At 74.0% G+C, this 15,640-nt stretch carries 15 protein-coding genes; 6 read left to right on the top strand and 9 right to left on the bottom strand.

The features are described 5' to 3' along the window. Positions 1-19: 19 nt before the first annotated feature. From efeB to ACWDBE_RS12345, 6 genes are all read right to left on the bottom strand, one after another. Entirely contained in the window at positions 20-1,417 is a 1,398-nt protein-coding gene (efeB, locus tag ACWDBE_RS12370) for an iron uptake transporter deferrochelatase/peroxidase subunit (RefSeq protein WP_449788006.1), read from the bottom strand. A gap of 5 nt (positions 1,418-1,422) precedes the next feature. Next, entirely contained in the window at positions 1,423-3,456 is a 2,034-nt protein-coding gene (locus tag ACWDBE_RS12365) for a copper resistance CopC/CopD family protein (protein WP_449807919.1), read from the bottom strand. Between the two features lie 13 nt (positions 3,457-3,469). Continuing rightward, positions 3,470-3,973, bottom strand: a complete 504-nt coding sequence (locus ACWDBE_RS12360) for a copper chaperone PCu(A)C (RefSeq protein WP_449788008.1) — start codon at positions 3,971-3,973, stop codon at positions 3,470-3,472. Next, on the bottom strand, positions 3,970-4,650 hold the full coding sequence (locus ACWDBE_RS12355) for an SCO family protein (protein WP_449788009.1): 681 nt from the start codon (positions 4,648-4,650) through the stop codon (positions 3,970-3,972). Before ACWDBE_RS12355 ends, ACWDBE_RS12360 begins: the two co-directional genes overlap by 4 nt. A gap of 78 nt (positions 4,651-4,728) precedes the next feature. Further along, positions 4,729-5,475, bottom strand: coding sequence for a YcnI family copper-binding membrane protein (locus ACWDBE_RS12350; RefSeq protein ID WP_449788010.1), 747 nt, complete (start codon positions 5,473-5,475; stop codon positions 4,729-4,731). Between the two features lie 180 nt (positions 5,476-5,655). Continuing rightward, positions 5,656-6,471 carry a hypothetical protein gene (locus ACWDBE_RS12345; RefSeq protein ID WP_449788011.1) on the bottom strand — a complete coding sequence of 272 codons (816 nt, stop codon included), beginning with the start codon at positions 6,469-6,471 and terminating at the stop codon, positions 5,656-5,658. Between the two features lie 230 nt (positions 6,472-6,701). On the opposite strand from ACWDBE_RS12345, the gene ACWDBE_RS12340 reads away from it, so the two are divergent. From ACWDBE_RS12340 to ACWDBE_RS12330, 3 genes are all read left to right on the top strand, one after another. Next, complete coding sequence (locus ACWDBE_RS12340) at positions 6,702-7,346, top strand: ATP-binding protein (protein ID WP_449788012.1); 645 nt, start codon at positions 6,702-6,704, stop codon at positions 7,344-7,346. An 85-nt stretch (positions 7,347-7,431) separates the two neighbouring features. Further along, complete coding sequence (locus ACWDBE_RS12335; RefSeq protein WP_449788013.1) at positions 7,432-7,665, top strand: hypothetical protein; 234 nt, start codon at positions 7,432-7,434, stop codon at positions 7,663-7,665. 34 nt (positions 7,666-7,699) lie between these two features. Continuing rightward, positions 7,700-9,010, top strand: a complete 1,311-nt coding sequence (locus ACWDBE_RS12330; RefSeq protein ID WP_449788014.1) for an amidase — start codon at positions 7,700-7,702, stop codon at positions 9,008-9,010. A 59-nt stretch (positions 9,011-9,069) separates the two neighbouring features. Here the strand turns inward: ACWDBE_RS12330 and ACWDBE_RS12325 are convergent, their stop codons facing one another. Beyond that, on the bottom strand, positions 9,070-9,231 hold the full coding sequence (locus ACWDBE_RS12325) for a hypothetical protein (protein WP_449788015.1): 162 nt from the start codon (positions 9,229-9,231) through the stop codon (positions 9,070-9,072). A gap of 203 nt (positions 9,232-9,434) precedes the next feature. Between ACWDBE_RS12325 and ACWDBE_RS12320 the strand changes: the two genes are divergently transcribed. Then, positions 9,435-10,256 carry an integrase gene (locus ACWDBE_RS12320; RefSeq protein ID WP_449788016.1) on the top strand — a complete coding sequence of 274 codons (822 nt, stop codon included), beginning with the start codon at positions 9,435-9,437 and terminating at the stop codon, positions 10,254-10,256. A 73-nt stretch (positions 10,257-10,329) separates the two neighbouring features. Here ACWDBE_RS12320 and ACWDBE_RS12315 read toward each other — a convergent pair whose 3' ends face one another. Together ACWDBE_RS12315 and ACWDBE_RS12310 are read right to left on the bottom strand one after the other, a co-directional pair. After that, complete coding sequence (locus ACWDBE_RS12315) at positions 10,330-11,289, bottom strand: pirin family protein (protein WP_449788017.1); 960 nt, start codon at positions 11,287-11,289, stop codon at positions 10,330-10,332. Positions 11,290-11,412: 123 nt separating this feature from the next. Continuing rightward, a complete protein-coding gene (locus ACWDBE_RS12310; RefSeq protein ID WP_392881702.1) occupies positions 11,413-11,916 on the bottom strand; it encodes an SseB family protein in 504 nt (167 codons plus the stop codon). A 216-nt stretch (positions 11,917-12,132) separates the two neighbouring features. On the opposite strand from ACWDBE_RS12310, the gene ACWDBE_RS12305 reads away from it, so the two are divergent. Further along, positions 12,133-13,962: an acyl-CoA dehydrogenase gene (locus ACWDBE_RS12305; RefSeq protein WP_449788018.1), complete on the top strand. Its 1,830-nt coding sequence runs from the start codon at positions 12,133-12,135 to the stop codon at positions 13,960-13,962. 329 nt (positions 13,963-14,291) lie between these two features. Continuing rightward, entirely contained in the window at positions 14,292-15,599 is a 1,308-nt protein-coding gene (locus ACWDBE_RS12300) for a M18 family aminopeptidase (protein ID WP_449788019.1), read from the top strand. Positions 15,600-15,640: the final 41 nt, after the last annotated feature.

The raw sequence follows: 15,640 nt of genomic DNA, 5'->3' as shown, positions 1-15,640 counted from the left end.
CCGGGTGGACCAGGGGGAACTACCCCTCCAACAACTGCTGGCCGAGGTAGCCTCCGGGCGGCGGGCCCGGAGGCAGCGCGTACAGGCCGCTCGCCTCGTGCCGCAGGAAGCGGGAGAGGCCGTCGCCCCGGGAGAGCTTGCGCTGCACCGGGGTGAACCCCTTGCGCGGGTCGGCCTGGAAGGCGAGGAAGAGCAGCCCGGCGTCCGGCGAGCCGTCCGGCAGCAGCCCGTCGTGGTACGAGAAGCCGCGCCGCAGCATCGCCGCGCCGCCGTTGGCCGCCGGGGCGGCGACCCGGATGTGCGCGTCGGCGGGGATCGCCAGGGTGCCGTCCGGGCCCTGCGCGGTGAGGTCGACCGGGGCGTGCTCACCGGCCCCGGCGGGCGCGCCGAGCGGGGCGCCGTCCGACTTGCGCCGTCCGATCACCCGCTCCTGGCGGTCCACCGGCAGCGCCTCCCAGTGGTCCAGCAGCATCCGGATGCGCCGGAACACCAGGTACGAGCCGCCGGCCAGCCAGGCCGGGTGGTCGCCGCCGGCGGCGCAGAACACCTTGGCGGCGAAGCCCTCCTCGTCCGGCCGGGGGTTGTTGGTGCCGTCGACCTGTCCCATCAGGTTGCGTCCGGTCACCGGCCGCGCGGCGGCGCCGGGGGTGCGGGCGAAGCCGGCCGACTGCCAGCGCAGCGCCGCCGTCCCGGCCGCCAGCCGCTGGAGCACCCGGAGGGTGTGCACCGCGACCAGGGCGTCGTCCGCGCCGATCTGGACGAACAGGTCGCCGTCGCCGCGGGCCGCGTCGAGCGCGTCGCCGGGGAAGGCGGGCAGCGGTTCGAGCCCGGGCGGGCGGCGGTCGGCCAGCCCGGCCTTGTCGAACAGCGCGGCGCCGAAGCCGACCGTGACGGTGAGCGAGCAGGGCCCGGCGTCCAGTGCGACCTGGCCGTCGAACTCCTCGGCAGGCTCTCCGGCGGTCAGCCGCTCGGCCGCCCTCGTCCAGCGCTGCAGCAGGGTGCGCAGCCCGTCCCGGCCGACGCCCTCGGCCAGGTCGAAGGCGGCCAGCTGGACCCTGGCCTGCGCCGGGTCGGTGATCCCGGCCTGGTGCTCGCCGCGGAACGGCACCCTGGCCGCGCCCAGCGCCCCGCCGGACGGGCCCGACGCGACGGCCGTCCCGCCGCCCCGCCCGTCCAGGGCGACCGCCCCGGCGACGCCCGCGCCGGCGCCGGCCAGCAGCCCGGCCCCGGCGGTGCCGAGCAGCGCCCGCCGGGTGAAGTCCGCGGGCCCCGCCGACCCCGCCGGCCCGTTCGAAGCCGGCCCGTTCGAAGCCGACTCGTGCGCCGTCGGGCCGTCCGCCGTCGGGCCGTCCGCCGTCGGGCCGTCCGCCGTCGGGCCGTCCGCCGTCGGGCCGTGCTCCGTGGAAACGTCCGTCACCCCGCTCACCCGATCTTGAACTGCTGGGTCGGGGTGGTCTGGTCGATGTCGGAGGAGCGGACCTGCACCGACACCACCCAGTTGCCCGCCAGCGGCAGCTGCGCGATGCCGGTCCAGCGGCCGGTGCCCTCCTGGGTGAGCTGGACCGGCAGCGGGCCGAGGTCGCGGTCCGGCAGGGTGAAGGCGAGCTGCACCTCGGGAACGTCCACCGGTTGGCCGTCCGCGCCGTCCAGCGCGAGCTGTACCTCGTTCGGACCGGTCCGGGCCGGGTTGAGGCTGACGGTCGCGGTGCCCTTGGCGTTCGGCGTCCGACCCTTGGTGTCGTACGGGAGCTTGAGCTCGACGGTGCGGCCCGGCTCGGTCTGCGCCGCCGCCCCGGGCCCGCCGGCCACCGAAGCGCCGGCCGCCCGGGCCTTGATCTCGTCCGCGACCCGTCCGGGCGGGGAGTTGGTGAGCATCGTGGTGACCACCAGCACCGCCACCGCGACCAGCGCCTCGACCAGCACCGAGCGGCGCAGCCCGGCCCGGGTCGGGGTCAGCCCGCGGTCGCGTCCGGCGCTCTGCCGGGCGGCCAGCTGGCGCTCCAGCTGCGCCTGCCGGACCGGGTCCTCGCCGTGCGCCGCCACGGCGACCGGCTCCGGCAGTTCGACCGGCGCGACCTCCTGCGCCTCGGCCGGGGCCGAGCGCAGCCTGGCCAGCCAGGTGCGGGACATCCAGGCGACGCCGAGCATCGCGACCACGCAGCCGCTCTTCACCAGCAGCAGCCGCCCGTACTCGGTGCCGGTCAGCGCGCTCCAGCTGCCCAGGCCCCGCCAGGACTGGTAGATCCCGGTCACGGCCAGCACGGCCACCGAGCCGAAGGCGATCTTCGAGAAGCGGTCCACCACCTCGACGCCGACGCCCTCGCGCAGCGCGACCAGCAGCGCGGCCAGCCCGCCCAGCCAGAGCGCCATGGCGATCAGGTGCAGGACGCCGAGCGGCAGCGCCAGCCAGACCTGGATGCCCACCGAGGCGTGGTCGGCGCCGACCCAGGTCGCCGCGAGGGCGACCGCCAGCACCAGTCCGGCCACGCCGAGGCCCAGCCGGACCTCGCGCTGCGGCCGTTCGGCGGCCCGGCGCTCCAGCTCGCGCAGCTCGGCGGCCTCGGCGTCGTCCTCGGCGGCGGCGGAGCCCTCGGCGGCGGATCCGTCCCCGTCCTCGTCCCGCGGCTTGGGCACGACCGGCCGCGGCGGCTGCCCCAACTGCCCGACCAGGAGCGACAGGAACACCCCGCCCGCCGCGAGCAGCAGCAGCCGGGCGGCCAGCCCGGTGCCGATCCGCTCGTCCAGCGTGGCGCGCATCAGCGACAGGTCGAAGGCCTGCCCGACCCCGGTGCCGCGCTCGTACGGGCCGCGCAGCATCAGCACCGCGACGGTGGAGACCAGCAGCGCCGTCCAGCCGGTCATCAGCAGCCGCTGCACCCGGCGCCGGGCGGTGCCGGCCGGCCAGCAGATCAGCACGAAGGCGGCGACGCCGACCAGCAGCGCGAAGGCGGTGTACGCGACGGCGCGCCCGGTGCCGTACAGGGCGGCGACCAGGCCGTCGGCCTCGGCGCCCTGGAACGCGGTGGCCGACACCGTGGTGTCCGAGGGGGCGCCGATGGAGAAGGTGAACGCCCCGCCGACCGGGTGCGAGTCGTCCGAGACGGCCCGCCAGGCCACCGTGTACGTGCCGTCGGCGAGCCCGTCCTGCAGCCCGACCCGGGCGGTGTTGCCCTTGCCGTCGGCGTGCGCCGGGTTGCCGGTGTCCACGGCCTTGCCCGCCGGGTCGAGCACCCGCACGGAGTCGCCGGAGAGCGAGACGGACTCGCTGAAGGTCAGCGTCACCGTCCGCGGGGCGGTCGCGACCACCGAGTTCTGCGACGGGTCGGTGGAATCCAGGGTGGCGTGCGCGGAGGCCGGCCCGGCGCCCGCGAGCATCAGCGCGAGCAAAGCGCCGAGCACTCCGAGCACCCCGGCGATCCGGCGGTGGGTGGCCCTCTCCAGGCCGGCCGACTGCATGCTGGCGGTCCCCTTAACTCTGGCCGGGTCGGTAGGTGAGCTCCTTGACCGGCACCTTGACGGAGATGGTGCCGGACTTGGCGAAGGTGAGGTCGAGTTCCAGCTCGTCGCCGAGGGCGGGGGCCTTCTGCCATCCCATGATCATGAGGTGGTTGCCGCCGCGGGCGAGCTGCAGGGCGCCGTGCGCGGGGACGTCCAGGCTGTCCACCTGCTCCATGGTCGACGCGGTGGAGCGGTGCATGGTGACCGACTCGGCGGCCGGGCTGGTCACCTTGAGCAGCTGGTCCTTCCCGCCGTCGTTGCGGACGGTCAGGTAGCCGGCCGCCATGCCGCCGGCCGGCGGCAGCGGGATGTACTCGTCGGCGACGCTGATCCTGGCCGGGCCGGACGAGGCGCCGTCCTGGTCGCCCGTTCCGCACGCGGCCAGGATCACGCCGCCGCCCAGGGCGGTCGCGACGACGGCGCCGAGCAGGGCACTGCGGCGGAACCGGCTGGTGCCGGCCTGGACCGGGCTCACGCCGCGACCCCCTTGGCGAGCAGCGGCAGGTCGTGCTCGTAGGTCTTCTCCTCGGTGCCGCTCATGTAGAGCACGTGCGCCTTGTCGTCCGAGGGGAGGAAGGCCAGCACCTGCGCGCCGTGGGTGGAGGTGACGGTGCCGTCCCCGTTGACCACCGGGTCCTCGATCATGATGCCGAGCGACTTGGCGGCGGTCTTCACCTTGGCCAGGTCCCCGGTGAGGCCTATGAAGTCGCTGCCCATCGAGTCCAGCCAGGTGCGCAGCACCTTGGGGGTGTCGCGCTGCGGGTCGGTGGAGACGAAGACGACGTTGATCTTCTGCCGGTCCTCCGCCGGGAGCGCCTTCATCGCGACGCCGATGTCGCCCATGGTGGTCGGGCAGACGTCAGGGCAGCTGGTGTAGCCGAAGAACAGCAGGGTGGCCTTGCCGTCGGTCTGCCGGCGCAGGTCGAAGGGCTGGCCGGAGGTGTCGGTCAGCTGGAGGTCCGGCTTCTCGAAGTTCTTGGCGAGCTTGGTGCCCTGGTACGGGGTGTCCTCCTTCTGCCGGGTGACCTTGGCGGCGGTGGAGTCCCCGCCGCCGGAGGAGCCGCAGGCGGAGAGGGTCAGGGCGGCGGCCAGCGCGAGGGCGGCCGCGCCGGCCAGGCGGGTGGTGCGGGTGGTGCGGGTGGTGCGGGACATGCGGGTTCCGATCGTGCGCGGTGGACGGCCGGCGGTGCCGCACCCGGTGCGCGGGTGCGGCACCGCCGGCGCGGTGGGTCAGGAGGCGGAGCCGCCGCTCCTGCGGCGCAGGCCGATCACGCCGACGGCGGTGCCGATCACGCCGACCACGATGCCGACCACGCCCAGGGTGCGGGCGGTGGAGTCGCTGGACTTGGCGTCGGCGGGGGCGGCCTGGTCGGAGCTGTCCCCGTGGGCGCCCGCGGCGGGGGTGGCGGTGACACCGTGGCCGTCGCCCCCGGCGGCCTTGGTGAGCTTCAGGACGGGCGCGGGCTTGGCCGGCTCGGGCTGGCCCTCCTTGGACTCGTCGATCCAACGGGCGATGTCGCCGTTGTCGTAGGTCTGGAGGGTCTTGAACTCCATGCTCTCGGTGTCGGTCGGCAGCGGGCCGAGCGAGACCCGGAACTCCTGGAACTGGCCGGGGGCGATCTTGGTGCCGGCGTCGGCGGTCCAGGTGATCTTGGAGACGGCCTCGGTGACGTCGTTGCCGTGCACCTTGATCGGCTTGTCGAGCTTGGCCTTCTCGACGGTGGCGGTCCAGCCCGGCAGCGGCAGGGTCCGGACCGAGGCCAGCGGGTGGTCCAGCGGGAGGTTGACCTCCAGCTTCACGGTGCTCGCGGTGTCGCTCTCGTTCGGCACCCGGAAGTCGACGGCCGTGTAGCCGCCCTGGGTGGCCGAGCCCGGGTTCACGGTGACGTGCGCGAAGGCGGGGCCGGCCAGCGCCACCACGGAGGCGGCGGCGGTGAGGGCGACGGCGGCGAGACGGCGGGTGGGAAGGGAACGCATGATGCGGGTCTCCGATCGGAGCTCGGCGGCGGCCGGAACCGGGCGACGGACGTGAGCCGTGCCGCGGGGCCGCGCGTGGGAGGTGGGGGCAGAGCCTCGGGCCGCCCCGGGGGTCGGGGGAACGGCCGGACGGTGCGCACGCCGCGAACCAGGCCCGCACGGGGCGCCAGGAACGTCGGGTCAGTACGCGAGGGCCCCGCACGGCGGGCCGCGCCGCACCACGCTGTGCCGCAGCACGGCACCCGCCGGGAGCGGGCTCTCCCCGCCCCTGGCACCGAACCGGCGGGCCGGGCCGGCCCCGCCGAACAGACCGCGCAGCAGCGCGGCCACCAGCGCGAACGCCGTGCGCAGCGGCGCCGCCCAGTGCTCCCGGGCAGCCGCGGCGGCCACCCGCAGCAGCCGCCACAGCGCCGCCTCGCCGCGCCGCAGCCACCAGCCCGCGACCAGCGCGGCGCCCAGGTGCCCGACCAGCATCGACGGCGTCATGCCGAACAGCCCGGCCTGCCACCAGGGCGCGGTGGCGAACGCGTGCGGGTCCAGGCCCGCGGAGGAGACCAGCTGCTCCGGGGACGGGCTGCCGGGCAGGCCGACCAGCGTGCCCGGCCTCGCCTCGTTGCAGATCAGCCGGCCGGCCACCTGCGGCACGGTCAGCGGACCGGCACCACCGTGGTGCATGCCGGACATGGCGCCGTCGAAGCCGTGGAAGAGGAAGTGCAGCCCGAGCTGCCCGGCGCCGAGCGCCCCGGCGATGGCCGCCAGCGAACGCTCCCGCCCGCCGCAGACCGCCGCGAACGCCAGCACCGCGGCGAAGCCCAGCGCCAGCGCCGTCGGCGCCACGTTCCCGCCGCCCGCCAGCGAGTGCCCGGCGGCCGCGATCAGGGTGCACACCAGCGCGAACGGGACCGCCCGGGCAAGCCGCAGGTCCCAGGCGGCGGACCCCACCGGCTGAGCCGGTCCGGGGGCGCCCGGGAGCGGGGCGGCGGCGAGGGCAGTCATGGCCGGGCCATCCTCTCATTGCGTACGCCGCTGACACGGGCAGGGTGGGAAATCCCTACGAATGCCCCTTTCGGCCGCGGCGTGCGGAGGGGCGTACGCGTCGCCCGGCACAGACCACGTCCCCCGGTCCATCCGCCGAACGGGCGGTAGCGGGCCCCGGGCACGGTTCACCCGCGAAACGCCCGGAGATACCTAGTTGTATGTGGAGCCGCAGCCAGGAGGGACCTCCCGTGGACATCTGGTGGACTCTGCACCTCAAGCGCGACCCGGCCAGCGTTCCGCTGGCCCGGCGCATCCTGCTCGGTGCGATGGCGACCGCGGGCGTCGACCCGCAGATCGCGGACGACCTCGGCATCGCCCTCACCGAGGCCTGCGCCAACGCCGTCGAGCACGGCGCCACCGGGCGGCCCGACGACGGCTTCCAGGTCACCGCCTCGATCTGCGGCGACCGGCTGCGGATCGAGGTCACCGACTCCGGGCCCGGCCTGCCCACCCCCGCGGTGCCCGCCGCGCCCGCCCGCCGCCCGGCGGCCCCGGCCGAGGCCCGCCCGGCGGCGGCCGGCCGGGCGGCCCGGCGCACCCGCCGCGGCCGCGCCACCGTCCCGGTCCGCGTCCTCGCCGCCCACCGCCCCCGCCGCGACGGCCACCCGTACGACACCCACGTCCTGCCGTTCCGCCCCAGCGCCCCCACGCTGCGCCCGGTCGACCTGGACACCCTCCCCGACCTCACCGCCGAATCCGGCCGGGGCCTCTTCCTCATCCACGCCCTCACCGACCACGTCCAGCTCCGCAACCACCCCCTGCGCGGAGCGATCGTCAGCTTCGACAAGATCCTCAAGTGGCAGGACGACGCCCTCCTGCGCGCGGCGTCCTGAGAACGCGCGGGCGTCGGCGCGGAGCCGGGAGCGCGGCCCCCGGCCTGCGGTTGCCGGGGGTGGGGGCGGGCCGGACGATGGGGGCATGAGGCACCAGATGCGGGCTGAGTACGGCGAGGGCGGTGCGACCGCGGGGGTGCGGCTGTGGCACGTGGTCCGGGGCGAGGAGAGCGTCGCGATGTGCGGGCGCGAACTCGATCCGGGCGCGCGGGTGCGGGAGGCGGTGGACTGGGGGAAGACCCCGGAGCTGTGCTGCCACACCTGCGGGGCGTACTTCCTGCGCGAGGCACCGTACTTGGCGGCCGAACACCACCCGTGAGGCCGGTCGTGTGAGGCCGTCTACTGTGACCGGCATGGAGGAACCCCTTGCCCGGCCGCGGCCGTTGACCGACGAGGCCGCCGGACTGCGCGCCGGTGTGCCCGAACTTCCCGAGTACGTCGACCGGTTGTGCGCGCTGGTCGAGCGGGTGGACCCGATGATCCACGCGTTCGTGCCGGAGCCCGGCCGGTACGGGCGGCTGCGGTCGCAGGCGCGGGAGCTGGCCGAGCGGTACCCGGAGCCGGGCGGGCGGCCGCCGCTGTACGGGGTGGCGGTGGGGGTCAAGGACATCGTGCACGTGGACGGGCTGCCCACGCACGGCGGTTCGGCGCTGCCGCCCGGGGTGCTGGCCGGGCCGCAGGCCGCGGTGGTGGACCGGCTGCGGGTGGCGGGGGCGCTGGTCGCGGGCAAGACGGTGACCGCCGAGTTCGCCGCGAGCGCCCCGGGCCCGACCCGCAACCCGCACCATCCGGGGCACACCCCGGGCGGTTCCAGCAGCGGCTCGGCGGCGGCGGTCGCGGCCGGGCTGGTGCCGCTGGCGATCGGCACCCAGACCGTCGGCTCGGTGGTCCGCCCGGCCGCGTACTGCGGGGTGGTGGGCTTCCGGCCGACGTACGGGCGGATCCCGATCAGCGGGGTGATCCCGAACGCGCCGAGCCTCGACACCCTCGGGACGTTCACCGCCGACCTGGCGGGCGCGGCCCTGGTGGCCCCGCTGCTCTGCGACGGCTGGCGCGCGGAGCCTGCGGCGCCGTCCGCGCCCGTGCTCGGGGTGCCGGAAGGGACGTACCTGGAGCATGCCGAACCGGCCGCGCTGCGCGCGTTCGAGGAGCGACTGGCGCGGCTGGTGCGGGCCGGGTTCACGGTGCGCCGGGTCGAGCTGTTCCCGGACTTCGCCGGGATCACCCGGCAGTTGCAGGCGGTCAACCGCTTCGAGCTGGCCCGTAGCCACGCCGACTGGTTCGCCCGCTTCGGTGGGCTCTACCGGCCGGAGACGGTGGCGAGCATCCGGGCCGGGCAGGGCGTCGCGGCCGAGGACCGGGCAGCCGGGCTGCGGTTCCGGGAGGAGCTGGGCGAGCGGGTTGCCGCGGCGGGTGCGGCGGCCGGGGTGGACCTGTGGCTGGCGCCCTCGGCCACCGGCGGGGCGCCGGAGGGCCTGCACAGCACCGGGGACGCGGTGATGTCGCTGCCGTGGAGCTTCCTCGGGCGGCCGGCGCTCAGCCTGCCGGCCGGGCGGACCGCTCGGGGGCTGCCGCTGGGGCTCCAGGTGGTCGGCGCGGAGGGCGGGGACGAGCGGCTGCTGGCGCAGGCGGCGCTGCTCGAGAGCGTCCTGGCGGAGCGTTAGGGAAGCCGCCGGGGCTGCCTGTTGCCGGGCTGCGCGCTGCCGGGGCTGTGCGCTGTCCCTCAGGAGGTCCGGGAGGCGCCGGTGCCCCCGGTGCCCGCGCGCCGGGCGGTGTCGGGGCCGCGCGGCTCGTCGGGGAAGCGCGGCCCGCCGATCAGGTAGAGCAGGGCGGCGGTCGGGAAGCCGAGCGAGGCGGCCAGCAACACGATGAACTCCCAGAACATCTTCCGCTCCTCGTCAGTCGCGGGCGGCCCGGACACCCGAAGGTGATCCCGGACCCGGCCCGCTCCGATGGGCCGAATCGTCCGGTCACTGTCCGACGGTATGGCCGAACCGCCCCGGCTGCCACCGGGCGCCGTGCCCCGGACCGCGCCACACCGGCGCACGGGGCTGGGCGCGGACCGGGGGCGGCGGCCACACTGTCGGGATGCAGCTACAGCTCGCAGGGGAAGCACGGCGGCCCGACCGCGAGAGCGAGGACTTCGCGGCGGCTTCGCCGGAGGCGCTGGTCCTGCTGGACGGCGCGAGTTCGCCGGCCGGCCTGGAGTCAGGGTGCCGGCACGGGACGGCCTGGTACGTGCGCCGGCTGGGCGTGCACCTGCTCGCCCGGCTCACCGACCGGGCGGACCGCTCGATCGCCGAGTGCCTGGCCGACGCCATCGTGGAGACGGCCGCGCTGCACGGCGGCCGCTGCGACCTGGCCCACCCCAACACCCCCGCCGCGATGGTCGTCGCGGCCCGGCGGCACGGCGAGGCGCTGGAGTACCTGGTGCTCGGCGACTCCCTGCTGGTGCTGGAGTTCAAGGACGGCCCGCCGAGGGTGATCGGGGACAACCAGCGCTTCCCCGGCGGGGAGGAGCTGCGCCGCCAGGTCTGGGAGACCGTCCCCGGCTCGGCCGAGCGGGCCGCACTGCACCTGGAGTACGCGCTGGCCGTGCGCGCCGCCCGCAACCGGGGCAACGGCCCGTGGATCGCCGCCGCCATTCCGCGGGCGGCCGAGCACGCCGAGACCGGCTTCGTGCGGCTGGACCGGCTGCACGCGCTGGCGGCCCTCACCGACGGCGCCTCGCGCTACACCGAGCGCTTCGGTCTCGGCAGTTGGGGCGACGCACTGCGGCTGCTCGCCGAGTCGGGGCCGGGCGAGCTGATCGCCCAGGTCAGGGCGGTGGAGCGGGCGGACGCCGACTGCGCGCGCTGGCCGCGCGGCAAGACGCACGACGACGCCTCGGCCCTCTACGCGGTGCTGTAGCGGGGGACGGCGAGAACGGCGGAGCGGCCGCAGGTGCCACCTGCGGCCGCTCCGCCGTTCCGACTCCGGAGCCTCAGTGGCCGTCGGCGGGGATGGTGCCGAGGCGGCCGGCCTGGAAGTCCTCCATGGCCTGCTGGAGTTCGCGGTGGCTGTTCATGACGAACGGGCCGTAGTGGGCGACGGGTTCGCGGATCGGGAGGCCGCCGAGGAGGACGACCTCGAAGTTGTTGTCGCGGGAGTCCTGCTTCTCGTCGGCGCGCAGGGTGATGGAGTCGCCGTCGCCGTAGACGACGGCCTGGCCGCGGTGGAAGGGGCGGTGCTCGGTGCCGGCCGAGCCGTTGCCGGCGAGGCCGTAGGCGAGGGCGTTGAAGTCGGAGCGCCAGGGCAGGGTGATCTGGGCGCCGGGGTTGATCGAGGCGTGGATCATGGTGATCGGGGTGAAGGTGGTGCCGGGGCCCTGGTGGCCGTCCATCTCGCCGGCGATGACGCGCAGGAGCGCGCCGCCGTCCTCGGTGCTGAGCAGCTTGACGCTGCCGCCGCGGATGTCCTGGTACTTCGGGGTGATCATCTTGTCCGAGGCGGGCAGGTTGACCCACAGCTGGAGGCCGTGGAAGAGGCCGCCGGACTGCACCAGGGACTCCGGCGGGGTCTCGATGTGCAGGAGGCCGGAGCCGGCGGTCATCCACTGGGTGTCGCCGTCGGTGATGGTGCCGCCACCGCCGTGCGAGTCCCGGTGGATGAACGTTCCGTCGATGATGTAGGTGACGGTCTCGAAACCGCGGTGCGGGTGCCAGGGGGTCCCCTTCGGCTCCCCAGCCGCATAATCCACCTCGCCCATCTGGTCCATCATGATGAACGGGTCGAGGTACTTCTGGTTGATCTTGGCGAAGGCGCGGCGGACGGGGAAGCCCTCGCCTTCGAAGCCCTCGGGGGCGGTCGCCACGGTGAGGACCGGCCGGGTGCTCGTGACGGCGGGGTTCGGCGTGGTGACGCGCGGGAGGGTCAGCGGGTTGTCGACGGTCACGGCGGGCATGTCGGCCTCCTTCGGGGGGTGTCTGGCCTACGTGCACGAGGTTAGTTCAATTCTCAACAACAAGCAAGTTGAATGTTGAACTATGTAGTGACGAAGGAGCGCGGGCCCCTCGTCCAGCATGGATCAGCCGTACATCCGGCGCATCGTGAAGTCGACCATCTGCTCGACGGCCTTGGCGTCGAACACCATCCGGTGCTCGCCCTCCATGTCCAGCGCGAAGCCGTAGCCGGTCGGCAGCAGGTCCAGGACCTCGGCGCCGGTGACGGTGAAGTGCTTGGAGTCCTTGCCCGCGTAGCGGCGCAGCTCCTTCAGCGAGCTGAACATCGGGATCACCGGCGTCGGGGTGTTGTGCAGCGCCAGGAAGCCGGGGCGGTCGCCGCGGGGGCAGTGCACCTTCGAGGTGATGAAGATCGCCTGGAAGTCCTCGACCGCCATCGAGCCGGTGGTGAAGGCCCGCACGGCGTCCGCGAGTGAGGGCGGCGAGGGTTCGGGGTACAGGGACTGCTGGGGGGCCTGCGCCTGCCCGCCGTAGGCGTCCGGTCCGGGCATGCCGTTCATGCCCTGCTGCGGTCCCGCCTGCTGCTGGTAGGGGTCGCCCGGGTATGTGTTCTGGTCATATCCGTACACACGGACAGGCTAGCGGTCGCGCACCCTCCTCCGCTGGCGCCGATCCTGACAAGGAGTGGCCGTCCCGGCTGTGGGACGTGACCACGTTCATAGCGGCGGATTCCCCGGCGGGGGCTTGCCCAAGTTACCGCTGGGTAGCATCATGATGCCTACTGGTGGGTACGGGACGCCGGAACGCGGCGGTCTCCCGGAAGCGACGAACCGGAGATAACGGCGATGGGTCACTACAAGTCCAACCTGCGGGACGTGGAGTTCAACCTCTTCGAGGTGTTCGGCCGCGAGCAGGTGTACGGCACCGGACCGTTCGCGGACATGGACGTCGAGACCGCGAAGAACATCCTCAGCGAGATCTCGCGCCTCGCCGAGAACGACTTGGCGGCGTCCTTCGCCGACACCGACCGCAACCCGCCGGTCTTCGACCCGGAGACCAACACCGCGCCGATCCCGGCCGCCTTCAAGAAGAGCTACCAGACCTTCATGGACGCCGAGTGGTGGCGTCTGGGCATCCCGGAGTCGATCGGTGGCCAGGTCACCCCGAACTCGCTGATCTGGGCCTTCGCCGAGCAGATCCTGGGCTCCAACCCGGCCATCTGGATGTACTCCTCCGGCCCGGCCTTCGCCGGCGTCATCGCCGAGGAGGGCACCGAGGAGCAGCTCGAGATCGCCAAGCGGATGACCGACCGCCTGTGGGGCTCCACCATGGTCCTCACCGAGCCCGACGCGGGCTCCGACGTGGGCGCCGGCCGCACCAAGGCGATCCAGCAGGAGGACGGCTCCTGGCACATCGAGGGCGTGAAGCGCTTCATCACCTCGGGCGAGCACGACATGTCCGAGAACATCATCCACATGGTGCTGGCCCGCCCCGAGGGCGGCAAGCCCGGCACCAAGGGCCTGGGCCTGTTCATCGTCCCCAAGTTCGACTTCGACTGGGAGACCGGCGAGCTGGGCGAGCGCAACGGCGTCTACGCCACCAACGTCGAGCACAAGATGGGCCTCAAGGCCTCGAACACCTGCGAGATGACCTTCGGTGCCAAGCACCCGGCCAAGGGCTGGCTGCTCGGCGAGAAGGTCGACGGCATCCGCCAGATGTTCAAGATCATCGAGTTCGCCCGGATGATGGTCGGCACGAAGGCCATCGCCACCCTCTCCACCGGCTACCTGAACGCCCTGGAGTACGCCAAGGAGCGCGTGCAGGGCGCCGACATCTCGCAGTTCCTGGACAAGACCGCTCCGCGCGTCACCATCACCCACCACCCGGACGTGCGCCGCTCGCTGCTGACCCAGAAGGCCTACGCCGAGGGCATGCGCGCGCTGGTGCTGTTCACCGCGTCCACCCAGGACGACATGATGGCCGCCAAGCTGCGCGGCGAGCGCGACGAGGCCGCCGAGCGCCTCAACGACCTGCTGCTGCCGATCGTCAAGGGCTACGGCTCGGAGAAGTCCTACGAGCAGCTCGCCCAGTCCCTGCAGACCTTCGGTGGCTCCGGCTACCTGCAGGAGTACCCGATCGAGCAGTACATCCGGGACGCCAAGATCGACACCCTGTACGAGGGCACCACCGCGATCCAGGGCCAGGACTTCTTCTTCCGCAAGATCGTCAAGGACGGCGGCCAGGCGCTCACCGCGCTGTCCGAGCAGATCCAGAAGTTCATCGGCTCCGCCGCCGGCGGCGACGCCCTGGCCGCCGAGCGCGACCTGCTCGCCAAGGCCGCGGGCGACCTCGAGGCCATCATCGGCAAGCTCCTGGCCGACCTCTCCTCGGTCGAGCAGGACGTCAAGAACATGTACAAGGTGGGCCTCAACACCACCCGCCTGCTGATGGTCTCCGGCGACGTCGTGGTCGGCTGGCTGCTGCTGCGCCAGGCCGCGGTGGCCCTGGCCAAGCTGGAGGCCGGCGCCTCGGAGAAGGACGTCCCCTTCTACCAGGGCAAGGTCGCGGCGGCCCGCTTCTTCGCCAAGAACGTCCTGCCGACCGTCGCCCCGCAGCGCCTGATCGCCGAGGGCGTCGACAACGAGATCATGGAGCTGGCGGAGGAGGCCTTCTGAGCCTCGGTCGCTGACCGGACCGCCTGACACACCCTCACACCGAAGGGCCCGGCTGCCACCGGGCCCTTCGGTGTGTCGGTGCTTCGGCGTCGTGGTGGAGGTGCCGTTGGCGCTTCGGCGTCGTGGTGCCGAGGAGCCGCGGCGTCGAGCTGCTGATGAGCCGTGGCGCCCCGGGGCGGAACCCCCCGGTCGCGCAGGGCGGTACGCGGGCACGTACGGGGCACATCTCGAACGAGGTGTTCCGAATGCCCTGTCTGTGTACGGGCATATGCTCAGGTGCGAAGTCGACCCCCCATCCGGCTTCGGCCCTCACTCGACCCAGGAGCAGTATGTCGACCGCCGCCCGCCAGGCATTCTTCGACCGGACGCACAGCGACGACCTGATCGCGTTCCTCGGCACCTCGCCGTCTCCGTACCACGCGGTGGCGAGCGCCGCCGAGCGGTTGGAGAAGGCGGGCTTCCGGCAGGTCGCCGAGACGGACGCGTGGGACACCGCGGCCGGCGGGCGCTACCTGATCCGCGGGGGTGCGCTGATCGCCTGGTACCTGCCGGAGGGAGCGGGCCCCGAGACGCCGTTCCGGATCGTCGGCACCCACACCGACTCGCCCAACCTGCGGGTCAAGCCGGTCCCTGACACCGGTTCGGAGGGCTGGCGGCAGGTCGCCGTGGAGATCTACGGGGGCGTCCCGCTGAACACCTGGCTGGACCGCGACCTCGGCCTGTCCGGCCGGCTCGCGCTCAAGGACGGCACCGTCCGGCTGGTCCAGCTGGACGAGCCGCTGCTGCGCGTGCCGCAGCTCGCCATCCACCTGGACCGCCAGGTCAACGAGGGCATGAAGCTCGACAAGCAGCGCCACCTCACCCCGATCTGGGGCCTCGGCCCGGTCGACGAGGGCGCGCTGATCTCCTACGTCGCCGAGCGGGCCGGCCTGGCCGCCGCCGACGTGGTCGGCTGGGACCTCATGACCCACGACGTCCAGCCCGCCTCCTACCTGGGCCGCGACCGCGAGCTGCTGGCCGCCCCGCGCCTGGACAACCTGCTCTCGGTGCACGCGGCGACCGCCGCGCTCGCCGCGGTCGCCACCGCCGACGGCGCCGCCCGGCTGCCGTACATCCCGGTGCTGGCCGCCTTCGACCACGAGGAGACCGGCAGCGAGTCCGACACCGGCGCGCAGAGCCCGCTGCTCGGCAACGTGCTGGACCGGACGATCCACGCGCGCGGCGGCACCACCGAGGACCGGGCCCGGGCGCTCGCCGGCACCGTCTGCCTCTCCTCGGACATGGGCCACGCCGTCCACCCGAACTACAGCGAGCGGCACGAGCCGGGCCACCACCCGATGCCGAACGGCGGGCCGATCCTCAAGGTCAACGTCAACAACCGCTACGCGACCGACGGCGTCGGCCGGGCGGTGTTCGCGGCCGCCTGTGAGAAGGCGGGCGTGCCGTGGCAGTCCTTCGTCTCCAACAACGCCATGCCCTGCGGGACGACGATCGGCCCGATCACGGCGGCGCGGCTGGGCATCAGGACGGTGGACTGCGGCATCGCGGCGCTCTCCATGCACTCGGCGCGCGAGCTGTGCGGGGCGGAGGACCCGTACCTGCTGGCGAGCGCGCTCAAGGCCTTCCTGGAGGGCTGAGTACGGTTCGCGGAAGCTGAGCACGGTTCGCGGAAGGGGCC

The organism is Kitasatospora sp. NPDC001132, assembly GCF_053598415.1.
Note: the sequence above shows the minus strand (reverse complement) of the source record. Positions and strands in the feature narration are given on the sequence as shown.

What these genes read in the sequence shown, in the direction of transcription:
- ACWDBE_RS12315 (WP_449788017.1), bottom strand. Translation starts at nt 11,289, where the DNA reads ATGCCCGCCGTGACCGTCGACAACCCGCTGACCCTCCCGCGCGTCACC.
- ACWDBE_RS12300 (WP_449788019.1), top strand. Translation starts at nt 14,292, where the DNA reads ATGTCGACCGCCGCCCGCCAGGCATTCTTCGACCGGACGCACAGCGAC.
- ACWDBE_RS12350 (WP_449788010.1), bottom strand. Translation starts at nt 5,475, where the DNA reads ATGCGTTCCCTTCCCACCCGCCGTCTCGCCGCCGTCGCCCTCACCGCC.
- ACWDBE_RS12355 (WP_449788009.1), bottom strand. Translation starts at nt 4,650, where the DNA reads ATGTCCCGCACCACCCGCACCACCCGCACCACCCGCCTGGCCGGCGCG.
- ACWDBE_RS12305 (WP_449788018.1), top strand. Translation starts at nt 12,133, where the DNA reads ATGGGTCACTACAAGTCCAACCTGCGGGACGTGGAGTTCAACCTCTTC.
- ACWDBE_RS12335 (WP_449788013.1), top strand. Translation starts at nt 7,432, where the DNA reads ATGAGGCACCAGATGCGGGCTGAGTACGGCGAGGGCGGTGCGACCGCG.
- ACWDBE_RS12330 (WP_449788014.1), top strand. Translation starts at nt 7,700, where the DNA reads ATGGAGGAACCCCTTGCCCGGCCGCGGCCGTTGACCGACGAGGCCGCC.
- ACWDBE_RS12320 (WP_449788016.1), top strand. Translation starts at nt 9,435, where the DNA reads ATGCAGCTACAGCTCGCAGGGGAAGCACGGCGGCCCGACCGCGAGAGC.
- ACWDBE_RS12345 (WP_449788011.1), bottom strand. Translation starts at nt 6,471, where the DNA reads ATGACTGCCCTCGCCGCCGCCCCGCTCCCGGGCGCCCCCGGACCGGCT.
- ACWDBE_RS12325 (WP_449788015.1), bottom strand. Translation starts at nt 9,231, where the DNA reads ATGTTCTGGGAGTTCATCGTGTTGCTGGCCGCCTCGCTCGGCTTCCCG.
- ACWDBE_RS12365 (WP_449807919.1), bottom strand. Translation starts at nt 3,456, where the DNA reads ATGCAGTCGGCCGGCCTGGAGAGGGCCACCCACCGCCGGATCGCCGGG.